The organism is Cytobacillus praedii (assembly GCF_001439605.1).
In the GTDB taxonomy this organism is placed as follows: Bacteria; Bacillota; Bacilli; order Bacillales; family Cytobacillaceae; genus Cytobacillus; species Cytobacillus praedii.
Window position 1 is genome coordinate 209,687 of sequence record NZ_LMBX01000004.1, and the last position, 20,420, is coordinate 230,106.

The following is a 20,420-nucleotide window of genomic DNA, read 5'->3' on the forward strand; positions in this document are numbered from 1 at the left end:
GTTAATGAAGGGAGAGCGAATGGATGATTGGTATTATCCGTGTTTTTACAACTGATGATCAAGAAATTCTTGAACAGCATGGAAATGTTATTACCAAAACCTATGAAGTTCCAACGGTAACAAAATGTATACCGGATCAGCCATTGGGGATCTTTAATGATGAAACAGAAGTAGTGGCTATTCCTAAGATCGTAAAGCTGGGCAAGGAGCTTGAACAGCAAGACTGCCATGTGATTGTGATCAGCTGTGCAGCTGACCCGGCTGTTGCCGAACTTCGAAAGGAAGTATCGATCCCAGTCATCGGGGCTGGCAGTTCAGCTGCCCTTGCCGCATTAGCAATTGGTGAACCCGTTGGTGTGATTGGAATAACAGATGAACCTCCAGCAGTCATAGAAAGTCTTCTAGGTCCACTGTATACGGGCTATCAAAGACCAGAAGGGGTAAGGAATACAACTGATTTATTGAGCCCTGATGGCCGCAATAAAGGGCTGGATGCTGCTAAAACACTGATCAATCAGGGAGCAAAGGTCATCTTGTTTGCATGTACTGGTTTTTCGACGATTGGATTAGCGAATGTTTTAAGAGAAGAATTAGACGTCCCGATTATTGATGCAGTCGAAGCAGAGGGAATGTTTGCCGCAGCGCTCTATAAGCAATTGCCAGCCTCCAAAGGATAATTGATTGCTAGGTTAGACTTGCTGCTTTGAAAGAAGGTTGTTCGTTGAACAAATCCTATTTAATTCTCTTATTCTGTGTGTTTATTTGGGCAGGAAATTACCTGGCTCGTCAATTTTTATTAAAAGAATATACGCCACTATTTCTATCTGCCTTTAGTTTAACAGTTATTTCTCTTTTCTTTTGTTTTGTGGCATTCCTTACGAAGTCCTATGTTCGGCTTACACGTAAAGAGCTGTTGCTTTTTTGCTTGGCAGGTTTAATAGGATTAGTCGCAAATCAAGTCTTTTTGTTTACTGGATTGAAGTATTCTTCAGCTACGAATGCTTCGTTAATTTTTAGCTTAGCTCCTTTAATTACAGCTGTACTAGCTGCTGTTTTTCTTAAAGAAAAGATAACCATACAAATGATTCTAGGCAGTTTAATCGCTATCTTTGGAATCTATTTAGTTCTATCAGTGAGTAGACAATTTGCATTCAATATTGGGGATGTCCTTCTGTTTGGTGCAACAGCTACATTTTCATGCAATCTTATATTTGTCCGCTTGCTTTCAAAGCGTTTATCACCTTTTATCATTACGACCTACAGTTTTCTGATCAGTGCAATTATATTCGATCCTTTTATAGCAGCGAATACCACGATTGATTGGAGTCATTCCCTTTCTATATGGGCCTTTGCTGCCGCATCCGTTCTTATTGGACAAGGGCTTACGACCATTCTTTGGAATAAGGCAATGAATGAAGTAGGTGCTGTAAAGTCCGCCGTTATTCTGAATTTACAGCCTTTAATGACGATGATGCTTGATTATTGGATTTACCAGAACGTCGTAACATTTCAGCAAATAGTTGGTGCTGTATTTGTTTTCACCGGAATTCTTATAAGTATTGTCCAGATAAGACGTTTTAGTAAAAAACAAACGAACCATACATTGTCTAAAACAAATGATGGAATGGAAGAGACATTAAAAAAATTAGATTAGAAAATGAACCAACATCTATCTTTATAGGGGGAATTTCGGTGAATCAAGAAGAGAAGGAAAAAAAACATCCGCGTATTTTTGAGCCAGTTACTTTTATTTTGACGATTGTTACAGCCGTTTTCGGGGCAATCATTGGAATGCAGATTATTACTAGCCTCGGTGTAACACCGAATACTTCTATCATTGGTGCTCTTCTAGCGATGCTGATTGCTAGAATCCCGATGAATCTTTTTAAAAGATACAAATCGATGCACCGTCAAAACCTAGTACAAACATCTATTTCTGCAGCCACATTCGGTGCAGCTAATAGTTTATTAATTCCGATTGGGATTCCCTTCCTGATGGGAGCTCCGGAACTAATTGTTCCAATGTTAATCGGTGCAGCATTAGCGATGTTTGTCGATGCTGGTATTCTTTATAAAATATTTGACTCCAAGCTATTTCCTGCTTCAGGAACATGGGCGCCTGGGGTTGCAACAGCAGAAGCGATTATAGCGGGAGATAAAGGCGGGAAGCGCGCAGGTCTTCTTGGTCTAGGTACAGGAATCGGGATCATCGGTTCATTTCTCCATATTCCTATGTCAGCGTTTGGGGTTGCCTTTATCGGGAATATTTGGGCGCTTTCCATGTTTGGGATTGGACTTTTGATTCGCCAATACTCGGTACCCGTGTTTGGCATCGATGTAAATGCATTATATATCCCCCATGGAATCATGGTTGGAGCGGGTATCGTCGCACTGGTTCAAGTTTCCATGCTGATTTTTTCAAAACAGAAAACACCAAAGAATGCCAATAAAGAGGTGGCAGCAGCATTAGAAACGGCAGATGAAGCGGGTTTAACTCGTTCAATTAAAGAGGCAAGAAGAACATTAGGCATAGGTTTTATCGTTTATGTTGTCATTGCTTTGATCATCGCTCTTACAGCTGGAATTATTACTGATATGTCTCCAGGCATGTTAATCGGATTCTTGCTATTCGCAGCTTTTGCAGCCTTCGTTCATGAATTAATTGTCGGAATTGCCGCCATGCACTCCGGCTGGTTCCCTGCCTTTGCCGTAGCCTTCATTACACTCCTGATTGGGATGATGGTTGGTTTTCCGCCGCTAGCACTCGCTTTGCTTGCAGGTTTTAGTGCAGCAACGGGTCCGGCATTTGCGGATATGGGTTATGACTTTAAAACAGGTCATATTCTGCGTGGAAATGGACAAGACAGAGAATTTGAAATAAAGGGCAGAAAGCAGCAATACATTACAGCGATGATCGCATTTGGCGTAGCGCTTTTAACAGTAGTTGTCACGTACAAAGGCTATTTTGCACAAAACTTAGTCCCGCCAATTGATGCTGTCTATGTATCAACCATCGAAGCAGGAACATCTAAAGACGTAGCTATGCAGCTGCTTCTATGGGCAATTCCAGGTGCCATCATTCAATTGATCGGCGGACCGAGCCGTCAGTTAGGGGTCATGCTCGCGACAGGTCTATTAATCTTAACTCCTTATGCAGGCTTTGCAGTTTTAGCAGGGATTCTCATTCGCATCATCTGGAGAAAAGCGAAAGGAAAAGAAGCAGACACACCAATGAGTATTTTAGCAGCAGGGTTTATTGCGGGTGATGCATTATATAGCTTCTTTAATTCCATATTTAAAATGGGTAAGTGAGGAGAATTAAAATGGCAAACATTCAATTAGACAAAAAAATGGTGGAATATGCCGTCTATGGCGGCGCAGTCTTAGGAGGCGGAGGAGGAGGCTGGATTGAAGAAGGCCTCCAAATCGGCAGGCTTGCAGTTGATATTGGCCAGCCGGTCCTCCTTACTGAAGATGAGGTTCAGGATGAAGATTTGCTTGTAACCGTGTCACTAGTTGGGGCTCCCGCGGCAAAGGATGCCTTTTTGAAACCGATTCATTATTCAAAAGCGCTTGAAATTCTTGCTCAAAAGATCGGAAAACCGATTCAAGGAATTATCACCAATGAAAATGGTGCCGGAACGACAGTGAATGGATGGTTCCAATCCGCGATAACAGGCATTCCAGTCGTGGATATCCCTTGCAATGGAAGAGCTCATCCAACAGGCTCAATGGGTTCGATGAATCTATCTGAGCAGGAGAAGTATATTTCCCATCAAGCAGCTGTTGGCGGGAAAGGTTCAAACTATATGGAATTGAGTATTTCAGGATCACTGGATAAAGCGTCAACGTTGATTCGTAAAGCTTCTGTTGAAGCTGGAGGTTTATTAGCGGTTGCGAGAAATCCAATTACTGCCGCCTATGCAAAGGCAAATGGTGCAGCAGGAGCCATCCAGCAGGCCATTGAGGTTGGACAAGCATTGCTAAGTCATACAGGAGAAGCTGCAATTGATGCGGTTGTGCAAAAGCTTGGAGGGAAAGTGGTAACAGAGGGGCTTGTAACCGATTTTACCCTTGAAACAACTGGAGGATTTGATGTTGGAACGGTAACGATTAATGATGCTTTTGAAATGACCTTCTGGAATGAATATATGACGATTGAAAAAAATGGCGAGAGATTTGGCACGTTTCCAGACCTAATCATGACGCTGGATGCAAGGACCGCAGAACCAATTGTCTCAGCAGCCATTCAAAAAGGCCAGCAAATTGCCGTCATTGCCGTACCAAAGGAACATCTAATTTTGAGCAGCACGATGAGAAATGAAAAATTGATGAAGCCGGTAGAAGAAATTATTAAGAAATCGATTCTTGAATACAGTTTCTAAAATAGAAGGGATGAGGTTTTAAATGGTACTTAAGCAAACATTAACAGTGATGGAATCTCTAGAAAGTGCTTACGTAACTGGAGAAAAGGTGAAGGAATTATTCAGTCTGTATAAAAACGTTGAAGTAACGGTTCAGACTGTTACAGGTGAAAAGGGAAGCACGGATTTTGTTAAAGTTGTTATCCCAGGGTCTGATGGGAAAAGTAAAGGTGGAAATGCACCGACAGTTGGTATTATAGGTCGTCTTGGAGGCATTGGTGCCCGCCCTAGCCGAATTGGTCTTGTATCAGATGCAGACGGAGCTGTTGCAGCGGTCGCTTCAGCCTTGAAGCTTGCCGATATGCAAGCAAAAGGGGACACACTCCTTGGAGATGTATTGGTTACTACTCATATCTGTCCAGATGCGCCAACCCTGCCGCATGATCCGGTTGATTTCATGGACTCACCAGTAGATATTTTAACAATGAACAAATATGAAGTGCTGCCTGAAATGGAAGTAGTCTTATCTATTGATACAACGAAAGGGAATCGTGTCGTCAATCATAAAGGAATTGCGATTTCTCCAACTGTAAAGGAAGGGTATATTCTGCGCGTAAGTGATGACCTGTTAAGAATTATGGAGATGACAACAGGTCAATTGCCTGTTACTTTCCCAATTACAACTCAAGACATCACACCATATGGAAATGACCTCTACCATATTAATTCAATCCTGCAGCCAGCGGTCGCTACCGATTCGCCTGTCGTAGGTGTAGCCATTACAGCGCAATCAATAGTTCCTGGATGCGGAACAGGAGCCAGTCATGAAACAGACATCGCGGATGCCGTTCGGTTTGCAGTGGAAGTGGCAAAGGAAGCGACAAATGGAACATGTAAATTTTACAGCAACGATGAATTTAATAGAATCACAGATTTATACGGTTCAATGAAAGTATTACAAACATTAGGGCAAAAAACTGCTCAGCAATAAAAAGAGGAGGGCTGTGCCCTCCTTTTTCCATTCTAGGGGGTGTAGAAAATGAAAAAGCTAGGAATGATCACCATCGGACAGGCACCGCGTACAGATGTTGCACCAATTATTGAAAAGTACTTAGATGGGCGTGCCGAATTGGTGCAGGTAGGTGTTTTGGATGGGATGTCGAAAGAGTATATTGAAGAGACTTTGTACCCTGAGAAGGGTGATTATGTATTAACCTCTCGTTTAGTGACAAATGAATCAGTCGTGATGTCTCGTGAAAAAATTAAACCTATTTTACAGGAAAAAATAACTTATCTCGAACAGCAAGGCATTGAACAGATTCTTCTTCTATGTACAGGCGTTTTTCCAGGACTGACAACTTCTTCATCGTATCTGATTGAACCCGATCATGTGATCCCGCCAACCGTAAAAGCAATGGTTGGAGACCGCCGGTTTGGAGTCATCGTCCCGCTTAGTGAACAAAAGGAATCACTCTATCCAAAATTTTCTCCTTTTGGCTTAGAGCCATTTTTCGCTGTAGCCTCTCCCTATCATCATGATCAAGCAGGCTATGCAGAAGCGGCAGAAAACCTTAAAAACAAAGTGGATATTATTTTACTAGACTGTATGGGATACACGGAAGAGGCGCGTGAAATGATTTCAAAAGCAACAGGACTTCCTGTCATTTTATCAAATGCCATCGTGGCAAAATTAACTTCAGAAATGATATAGAAAAGGATGGTAGCAATGAAAGAACAATTGATTGAAACAAGCAAAAATGTACTGTCGAACTGCCTGGGTCTTAAACAAGATGAACAGTTCCTTGTCGTGGCAGATGATGTCAAAAAGGAGCTCGCTGAATCCTTATACGAAGCTGGAAAGCTGCTTGGGGCTGAATCCATGCTGTTAGTCATGCAGGAAAGAGAAAGATCTGGAGAAGAGCCGCCAGCTGCCGTTGCGTCTGCCATGATCGAAGCAGATGTGGTGATATGCATTACCGAGCATTCCCTCACCCATACAAAAGCAAGGAAAAAAGCAGCTGCTTCAGGTACTCGCTTAGCGACAATGCCGGGTATTACTGAAGACATGTTTTTAGAGGGAGCGATTTCCGCTGATTATTCAGAAGTAAAAGTACTTACCGATCGTGTGACAGACATCCTTACTAAAGGGGAATCAGTAAGAATTGAGAAGGATGGATACTCACTCTCATTCTCCATTTCAGGACGTGATGGCATCCCGAGTACGGGGATGTATTTACATGCTGGAGAGTCAGGAAACCTGCCATCCGGAGAAGCGTACATCGCTCCTATCGAGGGGACGGCAAACGGGCAAATCTTAATTGACGGCTCAATTGCAGGCATCGGCAAACTGCAATCACCAGTCCTTCTTTCTATTGAAAATGGACGGATTGTTGAGGCGATGGGAGAGGAAGGGGCAAAGTTACTAGAGATATTAGGTGAAGGAAACGGCAGACTTCTAGGGGAATTTGGAATTGGTACAAATAATAAAGCCCGTATTACAGGTGTCGTGCTTGAGGATGAAAAGGTTTACGGAACCATTCATGTTGCCTTTGGCAGCAACAATACCTTCGGCGGAAACGTATCAGCGGGCGTGCATATAGATGGGGTAGTCAAACAGCCCGATATCTATATAAATGAAGAACTGCTCATGGAAAAAGGTGAATTTAAAAACTAAGTGTAGTAAAGGGCGGATGTAACATGTCTAATCCAATCCATGCTTCCAATCGATTAGAATTAGAAGAACTCCATTTGGCTAAGGATTGTCTCAATCAAACAATTGAGATTCTTACTAGCCATGAAACTGTCAGAGGATTTTTGCCAAAGCCTCTTCCAGAAGGGGCTTTACAAGCCATTACAGCTTCTGCACGCAGTGCGCCAACTTCATCCAATCTTCAAGCCTACAGTATTATTATCGTCAAAAATGAACAACGGAAGAATCGGTTAGCCACATTATCCGGCAATCAGAATTTTATTCGAGAAGCCCCAGTATTTCTAGTATTTTGTGCAGATATTAATCGCTTAAAATATGTAACAGCAAAACAAGGCTATACATTTGCCGCTGAGACACTCGAGATGTTTCTGCTTTCTGCCGTTGATGCTTCATTAGCCTTACAAAATGCTTTAGTTGCAGCTGAATCCCTTGGACTAGCATGTGTTCCTGTTGGTTCTATCAGGAATGATCCAAAAGCTGTGGCAGATGAATTGAAACTTCCTGAGGGTGTGTTTGCGGTAGCTGGATTAGCTATAGGATTTGAACGAGAGGGTGTCAGAAGAGGGGTCAAGCCACGGCTTCCCGAACAACTAACCGTTCATGATGAGATCTATTCTACAGAAGATAGAGATCAATATCTAAATGAATATGACCAAACGATGATTTCACGAAAAACGTATGATGGGCGCAGAGTTTCCTTAGCGGGGGAACCCGAAAAACACGGGGTGGATTACGGCTGGTGTGAGCACACAGCCCGGCGATGCACTCGCCCTGAAACAATTGCTGTTTCAGCAAGCCTAAGAGAAAATCTAAAACAAACCCTTGAAGAGCTAGGATTTCCAATACGGTAAAGGGAGTGAAATAGAGTGGAAGTAACAGAAGCCGTTAAAACAAGGCGAAGTACCAGGTCCTTTGATCCGCGTGGATTGCCAATGGAAATAATGAAAGACATCGAAAATGCAATACTAAATAGTCCTTCTGGAAGTAACGCACAAGAATCTCATTTTGTGATCGTCCAGGATGAAAGACAAATAAAAAACATGAAACGGTTTGCCCCTGGATTATCAGGAAACCCTGCAGCGATCGTTGTCCTATGCTCCAATGCAAAAGAGTCGTTCATTCGGGGCGGGAAGGATTCGGAAGAAGTGCTGCGTTTTGTGAATCTCGGGATAGCAGCAGCCTATATTCTTCTCACTGCCCATTCAGAAGGGATAGGAAACTGCCCTGTACGCTCCTTCCATAAGGAATCTATTAAACGCATCCTTGACCTGCCTCATGAAATAGAACCAGAGCTTCTTATAAGCCTAGGCTATGCCGATATGCCACCGCGTCCCAAAACGAGCAAGCATGTAGAGGAGGTAATTTCCTATGAACACTACGGAAAATACTAAGACTGCCCAGCTTTTACAAGAGCAGCTTCTAGATTATGTTGCCTATACATTAACGAGCGCAAAAGGATTATATAGAGAGCCTCATAGCTACGGACCGATGCGGATGATCGATTCAATGGAAAAAGCGCTGCACCTGCTGAAAGAAGCAGGAATACAGGATGAGGCACTCGAGGAAGGCTTAGCAGCTGTAAGAAACGCCAGGTGGAAAGCGATGACCGAGCCAGACGAGTTTGGTAAGGCAATGGATGAATCGATTCTAAATCTTGTAGATATTACTGTTAATAAATAGGATTTTTGAGGGAACACAGCATCTCGAAATGTTGTGTTCCCTTTTATCTGTCCTTCTAATTGATTTAGCAGCATGTTAAGTTGCCTGATGATTGCATTGTCGTATGTGCACTCCGTATAGCCATTCCCTCCATCATTATTTTTTAGATTAGCATATGACGTAACGGAGGAAGTAAGCCAAATTACTTCCCTTTTACTCTAAATTCGGGTACTCCTACTATATTGTCACTCTACATCCATTCCATAAAATGTTCAAAAAATATGGTAAAATTATACTCTTTAGCTGTCATAATAAAAGTAATTATTTTTTCTACTTTGATAGACAGCGAGGAGGTTTAACAATGCGAGATAAGATTCCAATTGGGAAAATGGCAAAGCTAAACAATATTACGATTCAAACCTTACATCATTATGATAAAATCGGTCTACTGTCACCATGTTATATTGATCCAGAAACAAATTATCGTTTTTACAGTATTAAGCAATGCGCATGTCTTGATTTTATAAAGTATTTAAAGAATATGGGGTTTACACTGCAAGAAGTAAAAAAAGTTTTTGCAGAAAAAGATGCGGATTCAATGCCAAAGCTTCTTGATGAACAATTTCAATTGATTGACCAAAAAATGAATGAGCTTGCACAAGTGAAAAAAACGCTAAAGGTAGCAGCCGAAAACTATAAGACATATATGCAAATCCCGAAAATGGGGGTAGTTGAGAGGGAATATCTCCCAGAACGAATCATTTATTGCTATGACGGTAAAAGAGATATTTATGAAGATCAGTTAGAAACATATGAATTTATATTAAGGGAGCTAAGAGATTTAGCCCTTATTCATCAGTTCCCAACTTCATATTTTTGTAATGTAGGCTCGATAACTCGTATGGAAACCATTAAACAGCGGAAGCTAACATCCACAGAGATTTTCATGTTTGTTGATGCAGTTTGTTCCGACGTAAAGGGAATAGAGCTTTTGCCTGCACATGAATACGTATCGATTTACTGTGATCACTTTTCGCAGGAGAAAGAGTATGCCATTAAATTAATCGATTTTATTGTGGAAAATCAGCTTGAAATTGCTGGAGATTATATTTGTGAAGTTATTGTGGAATTGCCGTACTGGACACAGTATGAACGTAAGATGATTATGAAACTACAAATTCCTGTGAAAAAAAAATCAACTAGTGCTTGACCTTATTGTAACAATAAGGTTTACGATAAAACTATAGAAATTCTCTTACATGTATACAAACATGTGAAATACTGAGCAAACCAAGGAGGAATAAGTGATGCTAGAAAAAGTTCGCGTTATTCAATATGGTTGTGGAAAAATGGGTATGGTTAGCTTGCGTTATTTATATGAAAAAGGTGCAGAAATTGTTGGAGCAATTGATTCGAACCCAGCTATTATCGGTAAGGATGTGGGTGAAGTTGCTGGATTAGATGTTAAACTAAATATCCCTATTAGAAGGAATGCTGAGGAAGTATTTAAAGAAACGGATGCTGATGTTTGTATTATTATGACGAAGAGCTTAATGACTGACACAGTTGATGCTTTTGAATTGGCTGCTCGTCACGGCGTAAATGCAATCTCTACTTGTGAAGAAGCCTTTTATCCATGGACTACTTCACCAGAAATAACCAACCGTTTAGACCGTTTAGCAAAAGATCATCATTGTACATTAACAGGGTCTGGCTATCAGGATGTATTCTGGGGTAACTTAATTACAACTTTAGCTGGTGCTACACATAATATTATTCGCATTGAAGGGAAATCCAGCTATAATGTTGAGCATTACGGAATAGCTCTCGCCGAGGTGCATGGAGCAGGTTTATCATTAGAAGAATTTGAGGGAAAAATTGCTAGTAATAATGATCTTCCATCTTTTATGAGAAATTCAAATGAATGGCTATGTTCGCAATTTGGCTGGACGATTAAATCTCAGAATCAGAAATTAGTGCCAATGATTCATAACGAAGGTTTATATTCAGAAACATTAGGAAAAACAATTCCTGCTGGACATGCAACAGGAATGTCAGCTGTTGTGACCACTGTAACCCATCAAGGTCCGGTGATTGTAAGCGAATGTATCGGCAAAGTGTATGCTGAAGGTGAAACGGATTGTAATGATTGGGTCATTCAAGGTGAGCCAGAAACCGTAGTGAAAATTTCAAATCCAGCAACAGTCGAATTAACCTGCGCAACAGTTGTGAATCGAATCCCAGATTTATTAAAAGCTGCTCCAGGCTTCTATACAACTGAAAAGATGCCAGTTGCAAGCTATCGTACCTATCCACTTCATTTTTATAAAGATTAGTTTTGGCGACACTAGATTAATAGAGTTGAAAAACAAAGGAGAGCTGTTCTTTTTTTTGAACAGCTCTCCTTTTTGTCATCCATCATTCTATTCATAGATTACACCTATCATACTTTAAATGGGAGAATCTTATGTGAAAGTCCCCTCAATTAATATGCTTCTTTTAAAACATTAATTTCATTCATATTGAAAATTAATAACCACTACCTATTGACTTTTACGTTGCGTAATCCTTTATAGTGGCAATTGTATTGTGAAGGTTTGAAGTTTTTACAAATCATCAAAAAAGGGTGGCATGAATGAAAATAATAATAGAGGATACAATGGAGCAATATGAAAATTTGTTTGCAATAGAGGAAGATAGAGAACATTTTTATCGTTACTCAATGATGAAGCCGTTTGAAAAAATGTGGAATACGATTAATGTTCCATTAAAAGCAAAGCAGCCGAATGGGTATGATGTAATGATGGCTACAAAAATGCTTGGGTATCTTAGCGTATCAGATACTGAAATGGGGAGAAGGGCACTAGAGAAATTAAAAGAAATTCAAGCTCTTCAAACGGCGCAAAACACTTTGAAGGATTGCGTTGCCTTCATTGAAGAGAATCATTTAAAGATAAATGCGGATGAATTGAGATTTGGAATGTATATAGCTGACCCGAAAAAGCTAGAATTGCAAAAAGGTTATTGTGGATTTGGAGGAATTCCAGGATTTATTCAAGTATCTATATATCCCAATTCCTTTAACATTCCAAGACTACCTGCCGTCATTGCACATGAATTTCATCATAACATTCGTTTTTCATATTTTGATTGGGATCATGGGAACGTAACGGTTGGTGATTACTTAATTATAGAAGGCTTAGCGGAGTCTTTTGCAAAAGAACTTTATGGAGAAGCTCTTTTAGGGCCTTGGGTAACGTCTCTTGATAAAGAGGACTTCGAATACTCAAAAGAAGTAATAAAAGATGCATTAGATGTTAAAGGTTTTGCTGAGGTCAGCAGTTATATGTTTGGTGACACCATTGCAAAGGAACAAGGCTATCAACCTGTTGGCTTATCATCATTTGCGGGCTATGCAGTAGGATACCAAGCAGTACAGTCTTTTATGAAAGAGAATAACGTGGGCATTAGAGAAGCATCTTTACTTAGTACAGATGAAATACTAAATAATTGTAGGCTGTTTTCTAAGTAATCTGTTTGTACGAATGCAGGCATGACTAGGACAGCCAAGAAGAAATTAAATATCGCTACAGCAGTTTTAGCAATGCGTTATCTGTGGTTTTATAAAAAAGATTGATTATTTGAAACTACGTTTGATAGTACTCTGATAATATAGAATTGTACAAAAGAACGGGGAGGGAATTAAATGGAGTATCAACCAATCAATCTGAGCGAAAAGCTGTCGAAATTTACTGAGCAGTGGTCTCCTAAAGTCATTGGTGAATTGAATGACTATCAATTTAAGCTAGTCAAGATTCAAGGGGATTTTGTATGGCATAATCATAAAGATACTGATGAGGTATTTATCGTACTCGAGGGTGAAATGGTCATCGAATTCCGTGATGGCGAGGTTAAGCTTTCAAAAGGAGAAATGTATGTTGTTCCAAAAGGTGCGGAGCATAAGCCCTATGCTGAAATGGAATGTCATGTAATGATAGTGGAGCCAAGAGGTGTTGTTAATACGGGTGAAACAAAAGGAAAATTGACTGCTGAAAACAATGTTTGGATCTAATAACACTCCTTTAAGAAAAGGGGCGATTTTGTCCAACACAGGTTGTAAGAATCATTTCTTTATTATAAATGGATAAATACATTGAGAGCGTATTTTGATCAAACTTTGAATCAAAATACGGCTTTTCCTTGGTTCACTGCATTCATTTATTTTAAATCAATACTTTCTCGAGTAAAACTAATCCATACCATAATCGAACACTCATTAACCCAAAATCCATGCATCGTCATTCCCCCAGTCATATAATCCGGTATTTGGAGGTTAAAACACAACAACACTTGCTGCACCCTGCGTCAGACGTTCTGTCTAATCGATGTGATTCTCCTAGTTAAACCACAATTTTAATTATATGTGTTAGTTTATTCCGTTTCTAATAGGCAGTTATTTTTAAACTGAGTCCTTCATTTATTAGGGATTAATTTCCTTATATTTAGAAAAGATGTTAAAATATTACTATTATAAGGAGGGGCTCAATTGGATGAGAAGAAGAAAAGTAAACTAATAACTTGGATACTGATTGTAATGATCGTTTCGCTTGTAGCTTCTTTTGTTCTATTTTTTATGGGTCAATATATGCTTGCTTTTGCTGTTGGTGGGATTTTTATGATTCTGGCTACTTTTTTAGGGCAGTGGTCTTCAAACAAAAGTAGAGATTACATACATAGAAATATGCATAATAACAATAAATGGTAAAAGCGTTTGGGTTTTATTCCAAACGCTTTTTTTGCTCCTTTTATCATTTCAACGGTTATGATATTTTTTCGTACACGGAAATAACCATCTATACGAAAATAGCCTAAACATGTGAAGTGAATACTATACAAAATGGTATTCACTTCACATGTTTATCCCCTCCAATTTTTTTATCGCTCTGTTATTTTTCATAGTTGATTTTCGTGTTTTTGTATAAGAATTCATAAGCGGAGAATTTCCGGCTATTTTATAGAAAGGTAGCTTGAGAAGCAGTAATAAGCGGAGATATTCCGATTAACTGCTAGATTGAGACAAAATCCAAAGATTTGGATACGATAACCGGAAAAACTCCCTTTATTTTTAAAAAAATATGGGTATTTCCCAATTTAAACGGAATTTTTCCGTTTATTTCTCAAACACTCAAAAATCAACATACAGTTAAATCAGAGCATTAAATACAAAAAAACCTCTTCCTGAAAATAAGAAGAGGGCTGATTACATACATGAATGGTCTGCTCTCCTTATCTTGTAGCATTTGGCTACTGGAACTGGCACAGTACTTATAAAGTCCGCTGCCGAGGCTCCAAAGGGCCAGTCCCTCCACCTCGCTGGATAAGAAAACTTTGAAGTTATTAAATTATTAACCAATTTACACGATAAAAGGCCGATTATCAACTCGATTTTTAAAAATAAGTGCATCTTTGCATGGAAGGGATGGAATTCGGATTCATGGATGGTAAAGGGATATTTTTGCCAGAATAATAGTAGTCAATTAGCGCTGTTCTGCCTTTTTTTAGACAGATGATTACTCAGGATTTTAATAATCATTAATAAATCATCTGCAATGTTGATAGAGTCTTGATTTTTTGTTGTTACACTCCATTTATAAAGGAGTGAATAAATATGAATGAGGAGTATATTCTGCAAACAAAACTGCTAACCAAGAAGTTCAGGAGGTCTTCCATTTTAAATGCTGTATCAATCAATGTAAGGAAGAACACTGTTTATGGTTTGTTGGGGCCAAATGGGGCAGGGAAGTCCACGATGCTAAAGCTCATAGCGGGTCTGCTGAAGCCAACATCTGGGGAAGTCATTTTTAATGGAAATCCGTGGACTAGAAAGGATTTAGCCCATATTGGTTCTTTAATTGAAAATGCCCCACTTTATGGGAATTTAACGGCTAAAGAAAATTTAGAGGTTATTAATACCATTCTTGGGCTGCCAAAAGAGCGAATGGAAGAGGTTCTTGATATTGTCGGTTTAACCCATACGGAAAATAAAAAAGTGATGGATTTTTCAATGGGAATGAAGCAGCGTCTTGGCATTGCCCTTGCGATCTTGAATCATCCCAATCTATTAATCCTGGATGAGCCAACGAATGGATTAGATCCTATTGGGATACAAGAATTAAGAGAATTGATTGCTTCTTTTCCGCAGCAGGGCATTACAGTCCTATTATCAAGCCACTTGTTATCGGAAGTGGAACAAATAGCTGACGATATCGGAATCATCAGTAATGGGGTACTAGGTTATGAAGGGAAATACCATTCTTATGAAAATTTAGAAACGCTTTTTACTGATGTTGTACGAAAAAATAGAACACAATAGGAGGCTGCCGGATGTATTTATATTTGAAATCAGAATTCATTAAAATAAAACGAACAAGCATAAGGAAGTTGCTGCTGCTGATTCCCCTTATCTGCTCACTGCTTGCCATCGGTTTTAATTTTCTTAGCGGTGATTCAGATGTTATAAGTCTCAGTGCAGAAACGATCATCAATCATTGGGGGATCATATGGCTCTCCGTATTGATCGCTCTTACAGCAGGGCTTCTGAATAATCTGGAAAAAAAATCAACCAAATTTAAAACAATCATTGCTTTACCAATTAATCTTTCAAAAAAGGAAATGAGCAGAGTTTTATTAGTAATCGGATTTGTAGTGCTAGGCTCATTTCTATTAGTTGCAGCTATAAGCCTAACCCGTTTACTGATCCAGACAGCTGCAGTTCCACTCTCTTCTTATATTTTGGCAGTTATCTTAATGTTTATTACTTCCCTATGGCAGGTTCCATTTTGTTTATGGCTTTCAAGAAAAACGAACTTCTTTATCACATTATTATTGAATAGCATGCTTAATTTAAATTTGGGTACATTTTTTGCTCCTACGGAAGATTGGTGGTTCATCCCTTTTAGCTGGCATTTAAGAGTGCAAATGCCTTTAACTAAACTGCACTCCAACGGAATCCCTTTGCCGCCAAACGATGAACTGCTTAGTTATTCAGTCATTCCAATCGCTCTTGCAGTAAGCATTCTCTTCTTTATAGTTCTTACTTTCATAGCTGCTCGGTCGTTTAATAAAATCGAGGTGAAGTAATGCGGCAATTTTACAGATGCTTACTATCTGAGTTTAAAAAGAGAAAGCGAAGTTTATTCCTGTTATTACACTTGGGCGTTCCACTCGTTTTCCCCAGTGCATTGGTGATTTACTTTTTATCTAGGAATCACTCGATAAGTTCAGAAGCAAGCTACGTTATTTTCTTTGAATTAATAGGAGTTGGTACACCGGTTATCATTTCTATTATTTGCGGAATGGTGGCTGATTCTGAAAATGAAGCAGGTCATTTTCAAAATATGCTCGGAGTTATTCAGAGTAAAACCATCTCATTCACGAGTCAAACAACAATGATGATTTTCTCATATAGTGCTGCGATATTTTTAACGATATTTATCTATTCGTTGTCTTTAACGTTTCTAGTTGGTGCGGATGAAGTTTCCTACACTCTCTACTATTTAACAGGTATAATTTTTACAGGAACTTCCGTATTTCAATATGGATTCTATCAAGTGATTGGCTATAAGTATGGGATCGGGATTAGCAGCCTATGCGGGTTCGGAGGATTGATCATTGCTGCGCTTTCTTTAACTGCAATTGGAGAAAAAGTGTGGGCGTTCCTGCCTTGGGCATGGGCAAACCGATTCAGTGAATACGTAACTAATTTAACGTTTATTAGTGATCCGATGCTAGTAATAGGAGGCTATTCCTTTCTTATTTTAACAATAGGAATGATTGTGCTAAGTATCGTTTGGATCAATCAATGGACAGGAAGAAAAACAACCGACTAAAGGATGACGTAAATATGGCAAGGATCTTAGCGATTGATGATGATGATGCAATTCTAAGGCTTATTAGGAAAATGCTAGAGATGAAAAATCATGAAGTTACTACTCTTCTAAATATAAAAGAGATCACGATAGAAGAAATAAATAGATATAATCTGATTTTATTGGATGTAATGATGCCGGGAGAGGATGGCTTTAAAATTTGTGAAAAAATTAGACCTTTGATTGATATCCCCATCATCTTTATGACAGCCAAAAGTGATGAAAATTCCATTATTAAAGGCTTATCAATTGGCGGAGATGATTATATTGTCAAGCCGTTTAGTATACATGAAGTGAATGCGCGGATTGAGGCCCATTTACGAAGGGAATCCAGACCAAAAAGAGGAAGCAAAAGCGTGTTTATTGATGGGGATATTCTTTTTGATTTAGAAGCAAAAAAAGTGATCATCCAAGGGGATGAAGTCAGTTTTACGAAGACTCAATATAGAATCTGTGAATTGCTTGCTTTACATAAAGGGAAAATTTTTTCCAAAGACGATATTTATGAATCCGTCTATTCAATAGAAAGTGATTCGCAAATTTCAACGATTGTTGAACATATCAGGGTAATAAGAAAGAAATATGCCCAATTTAATCTAGTCCCCATCAATACAGTCTGGGGTGTGGGGTATATATGGGAATAAAGAATACATTTTCAGCTTATTTTGTTACATCCATTATAAAATTAGGCCTTGCCGGTTTAATTGTGCTGCTAATCAATGTTGGATTTGCGATCGGGGGAATCAATCATCATCTGTTACTGCCGGCAAACGAGCCGATAAAAAAGGCAGAAACAATCCAAAATGAAGTGGTACATGCGGATTCTATTGATTTCAGCAGCATCCCACCTGAACTGGATTACGCTATTTTTAATAAGAAAACAAGCGAAATGATAAAGAGTAATTTGAGTCGAAGAAATAAAGAAAAAGCAAAAGAAGCTTTTCAGAATCCCAGCAAGGAAAAAATGAGTTCTTTTATCAGGTATGATAGTAAGAATGAAACGATTTTGATTTACTATAACTTGAAAGTTCAGTTCGCAAACGCTGAATGGAGAAAGGCATTTCCTAACCCTGGTGTGTGGCTAACCAGTCTTTCTATTCTCTTTTATATGATTTATTTAGTCTGGAGCATTAGAAGCTTCTCGCAAGTGATTATCCAAGAAAATCAAAAGCTTATTAAAGTAGCTCGAAAAATAGAAGAAAAGGATCTGAATATCGAGTTTCCACATGTTCGATTTAATGAGTATAAAGATGTAATGGGCGCAATGGAAAGCTTATCAGAAGCACTGGTTAAATCCATTCAAAAGGAAATTCAGGTGACAGACTCAAAGGCAGAACAAATCAGCTATTTAATCCATGATATAAAAATTCCACTGACCGTGATCAAAGGGAATGTCGAACTGTTAGAAGTAATGGCAGCCGACGACATGAAGGAAAATTTTACTGACATTATGAATTCCATACAACAGGTTGAACAATACATTCAGGAAGTAATCGATATCAATTTGAACAACAAGCAAATAAATATGCAAAAAGAAGAAGTAGCTATAAATGATTTTATGGATAAGCTGAAAGCCGAAATTAGAAGCCTGAGTAATAATATAATTGTTGAGGATTTTACAGATAAGGAGACTAGCCTTTTTATAGATGCAAATCTGCTCATTCGAGCGATAAATAATATCATACTAAACGGAATGGAAAGAACACCACAGGATGAAAAAGTACAATTAATCATCAAGCAAGATAATGATTGTATCCAATTCCTTATCATTGATAAGGGACCTGGTTTTTCAGAGGAAGCTCTCAAAAAAGGAACCGAGCTTTTCTATACTGAAAACGAAGGACGGACAAATAACAGCCATTATGGACTGGGATTAACGTTCACGGAAAACATAGTTAAGCAGCACGAAGGCAGGATGATCCTTAGCAATAATGCGAATCACTCTGGGGAAGTTCTCGTAGAATTGCCAGTACTCATTCGGGAAAAAGGTTGATCATTACGCCGTTTAGGGAAACCAGCAAATGCTGTTTTATTCGAAGCTTTGGATAAAGCGGCATTTGTGACAGGATCTGAATTAATAATTGATGGTGTAATCAATCAATCAATCAATTAAAGCATAAATGAGTTTGTATCTATACCGGGATCATGATGGATTGTAAAAAAATTTTGGCATTTTATTCGCATTTGTTGTAAAACTTTCAAAGATTAAATACCTGAAACTTTTCAGGAGAGGTTCATAGCGATACCCTCCATAAAAAACTATGGATGTATGACAAATAGACCATGTCCATATACGGGCATGGCTTTTTTGATTTCATCTTATGGCTTTTTTTCATCGAATTACTGCACCATTTTTTATTAAATTTAAATGTATTTCCATATTTTTAAAATAGTATTCAGATATTGTTTATTAATATATGTTTTTAGGATAATATTGATAGGTAATTATTAGGTGATTTAAAGTGCTAATTTTTATAGATTAGAGCAATTTTAGTGGAGGATATTAAGAATGAAGAAAGTAGTGTATGTTATTAATTTTATTATGTTAATGATGTTCTTAGTTGCTTGTTCTAATTCAGTAAATGATGAAAATCTTGAACAAGTAAAAATAAGTGTTGAACGGACTGGTGGATTATTAACAGGTATCGGAAAAGTTAAAGTATATATTGACGATAAAGAAGTGATGAAAGTAAAAAACAATCAAACAGAAACCTTAGAAATGTCAATGTCGACCGGTATTCATACTATTCAAACGAAGGGACAAGGGGATAAAAGTGATGTAGTGGAATTTGAGGTAGTGGCAGGTGCAAATAATATTTTCCACTTTAATACAGAAATCAGTAATCTATATGGAGTTAAGTTAAAGTTACTTAAACAGGATAATGGAAAGCAAGAGGTGCAAGAGGATTCTCAAAATGAAGTAGAAGATAAAGAAGTTTCAATTAATGGTATCACCAAAGATGAGGCTATTAGTTTGTCTAAAAGACTACCAAGTTATTCAGACCTAGTTGAAAATGGCGATACTTTTGCTGAGCCAAGAATTCACGATGATGTATGGGCAATCGATATAAGTAGACCGAATGGGCTAGCAGAAGGGTCAATCATAATAGATAAAAATAGAACCGTATCATTCATGTATCCTAACGGTGATGTGGATGAAGTTACGCCATATGGAGAATCAGAGGAAGATAATACACAACAGCATCAAGGGGAAGCAGGTACGTCTACACTTGGAGATAATCGTCAAAATGATTTAGATGAGGTACCTGTCCAGGGGGCAAACAATACGGCAGAGTCAGCACGAGATCAAATCGGCTACTTATTAATGTATTATTTGCAAACATATACAGATGGTGATACGGCATCTCTTGGTAATTATGTTTATCCATCATCGGCATTCTATTCTGAGCAACAAACCTATATGGAATCGTTAAATTCTCGCGGAATAGTATTAGATTTAATTGATTACGAACTTATTTCAATAGAGCAAATAGCAGATAAGAAGTATGAAGTAAATGCGGATGAGTATTATACGATTGATAATCCTGAAAAGGGCTTTAGTGATACCAAACAAACGAGCAAATATACAGTTGAACTAATTGACGGAGAATTTTATATTACAGCGGTAGAGTTATAATAATTATAGAATAAATACCACTTACATTTGAGGCGATGAATCGTTCATAACATTTATAACCAATTGCCTCTCCTAAGCCTGGGGGAGGCTAGAATAATATGTTTTCTTAATGGACATCGCAA

21 protein-coding genes and 1 riboswitch are annotated in these 20,420 nt (G+C 38.6%); all 21 genes read left to right on the forward strand.

Translation table 11 applies throughout. From position 1 onward, the window contains the following. The first annotated feature begins 23 nt into the window (after positions 1-23). The 21 genes from ASU02_RS06485 (at position 24) to ASU02_RS06585 (ending at position 20,298) form a co-directional block, all read left to right on the forward strand. Positions 24-677: an aspartate/glutamate racemase family protein gene (locus tag ASU02_RS06485; RefSeq protein ID WP_057762150.1), complete on the forward strand. Its 654-nt coding sequence runs from the start codon at positions 24-26 to the stop codon at positions 675-677. A gap of 44 nt (positions 678-721) precedes the next feature. Next, positions 722-1,654, forward strand: coding sequence for a DMT family transporter (locus ASU02_RS06490; protein ID WP_057762152.1), 933 nt, complete (start codon positions 722-724; stop codon positions 1,652-1,654). A 38-nt stretch (positions 1,655-1,692) separates the two neighbouring features. Further along, a complete protein-coding gene (locus ASU02_RS06495; protein ID WP_057762154.1) occupies positions 1,693-3,312 on the forward strand; it encodes an OPT/YSL family transporter in 1,620 nt (539 codons plus the stop codon). An 11-nt stretch (positions 3,313-3,323) separates the two neighbouring features. Beyond that, positions 3,324-4,385, forward strand: coding sequence for a DUF917 domain-containing protein (locus ASU02_RS06500; RefSeq protein ID WP_057762156.1), 1,062 nt, complete (start codon positions 3,324-3,326; stop codon positions 4,383-4,385). A gap of 22 nt (positions 4,386-4,407) precedes the next feature. Beyond that, complete coding sequence (locus ASU02_RS06505) at positions 4,408-5,355, forward strand: DUF1177 domain-containing protein (protein WP_057762162.1); 948 nt, start codon at positions 4,408-4,410, stop codon at positions 5,353-5,355. 48 nt (positions 5,356-5,403) lie between these two features. Continuing rightward, positions 5,404-6,075 carry an AroM family protein gene (locus ASU02_RS06510; RefSeq protein WP_057762165.1) on the forward strand — a complete coding sequence of 224 codons (672 nt, stop codon included), beginning with the start codon at positions 5,404-5,406 and terminating at the stop codon, positions 6,073-6,075. Between the two features lie 15 nt (positions 6,076-6,090). Continuing rightward, complete coding sequence (locus ASU02_RS06515; protein WP_057762166.1) at positions 6,091-7,038, forward strand: aminopeptidase; 948 nt, start codon at positions 6,091-6,093, stop codon at positions 7,036-7,038. 23 nt (positions 7,039-7,061) lie between these two features. Beyond that, the gene (locus tag ASU02_RS06520; RefSeq protein ID WP_057762169.1) at positions 7,062-7,925 is read left to right on the forward strand and encodes an NADPH-dependent oxidoreductase; all 864 of its coding nucleotides are present in this window, start codon (positions 7,062-7,064) and stop codon (positions 7,923-7,925) included. 15 nt (positions 7,926-7,940) lie between these two features. Next, positions 7,941-8,465: a nitroreductase family protein gene (locus ASU02_RS06525; RefSeq protein WP_057762174.1), complete on the forward strand. Its 525-nt coding sequence runs from the start codon at positions 7,941-7,943 to the stop codon at positions 8,463-8,465. Continuing rightward, entirely contained in the window at positions 8,443-8,754 is a 312-nt protein-coding gene (locus ASU02_RS06530) for a DUF6092 family protein (protein WP_057762176.1), read from the forward strand. Before ASU02_RS06525 ends, ASU02_RS06530 begins: the two co-directional genes overlap by 23 nt. A 340-nt stretch (positions 8,755-9,094) precedes the next feature. Next, positions 9,095-9,943, forward strand: a complete 849-nt coding sequence (locus tag ASU02_RS06535) for a MerR family transcriptional regulator (protein WP_057762178.1) — start codon at positions 9,095-9,097, stop codon at positions 9,941-9,943. Between the two features lie 97 nt (positions 9,944-10,040). Then, the gene (locus tag ASU02_RS06540; RefSeq protein WP_057762181.1) at positions 10,041-11,069 is read left to right on the forward strand and encodes an NAD(P)H-dependent amine dehydrogenase family protein; all 1,029 of its coding nucleotides are present in this window, start codon (positions 10,041-10,043) and stop codon (positions 11,067-11,069) included. A gap of 299 nt (positions 11,070-11,368) precedes the next feature. Beyond that, positions 11,369-12,265 (forward strand): DUF2268 domain-containing protein, encoded by an 897-nt coding sequence (locus tag ASU02_RS06545; RefSeq protein WP_057762183.1) that lies wholly within the window; start codon positions 11,369-11,371, stop codon positions 12,263-12,265. A 174-nt stretch (positions 12,266-12,439) separates the two neighbouring features. Beyond that, positions 12,440-12,805 (forward strand): cupin domain-containing protein, encoded by a 366-nt coding sequence (locus ASU02_RS06550; RefSeq protein ID WP_057762185.1) that lies wholly within the window; start codon positions 12,440-12,442, stop codon positions 12,803-12,805. A 474-nt stretch (positions 12,806-13,279) separates the two neighbouring features. After that, a complete protein-coding gene (locus ASU02_RS06555; protein ID WP_057762187.1) occupies positions 13,280-13,498 on the forward strand; it encodes a hypothetical protein in 219 nt (72 codons plus the stop codon). Positions 13,499-14,016: 518 nt separating this feature from the next. Further along, a riboswitch (SAM riboswitch) is annotated at positions 14,017-14,117 on the reverse strand. A gap of 284 nt (positions 14,118-14,401) precedes the next feature. Next, positions 14,402-15,106: a lantibiotic protection ABC transporter ATP-binding protein gene (locus tag ASU02_RS06560; RefSeq protein ID WP_057762191.1), complete on the forward strand. Its 705-nt coding sequence runs from the start codon at positions 14,402-14,404 to the stop codon at positions 15,104-15,106. Between the two features lie 11 nt (positions 15,107-15,117). Continuing rightward, the gene (locus tag ASU02_RS06565) at positions 15,118-15,873 is read left to right on the forward strand and encodes a lantibiotic immunity ABC transporter MutE/EpiE family permease subunit (RefSeq protein ID WP_057762193.1); all 756 of its coding nucleotides are present in this window, start codon (positions 15,118-15,120) and stop codon (positions 15,871-15,873) included. Next, a complete protein-coding gene (locus tag ASU02_RS06570; RefSeq protein WP_057762195.1) occupies positions 15,873-16,622 on the forward strand; it encodes a lantibiotic immunity ABC transporter MutG family permease subunit in 750 nt (249 codons plus the stop codon). The genes ASU02_RS06565 and ASU02_RS06570 overlap by 1 nt, the downstream gene beginning before the upstream one ends. Before the next feature lie 14 nt (positions 16,623-16,636). Next, positions 16,637-17,305 carry a response regulator transcription factor gene (locus ASU02_RS06575; protein WP_057762197.1) on the forward strand — a complete coding sequence of 223 codons (669 nt, stop codon included), beginning with the start codon at positions 16,637-16,639 and terminating at the stop codon, positions 17,303-17,305. After that, positions 17,296-18,654 (forward strand): sensor histidine kinase, encoded by a 1,359-nt coding sequence (locus ASU02_RS06580; protein ID WP_057762199.1) that lies wholly within the window; start codon positions 17,296-17,298, stop codon positions 18,652-18,654. The genes ASU02_RS06575 and ASU02_RS06580 overlap by 10 nt, the downstream gene beginning before the upstream one ends. 516 nt (positions 18,655-19,170) lie before the next feature. Beyond that, positions 19,171-20,298 (forward strand): TcaA NTF2-like domain-containing protein, encoded by a 1,128-nt coding sequence (locus ASU02_RS06585; RefSeq protein WP_057762203.1) that lies wholly within the window; start codon positions 19,171-19,173, stop codon positions 20,296-20,298. Positions 20,299-20,420 lie beyond the last annotated feature (122 nt).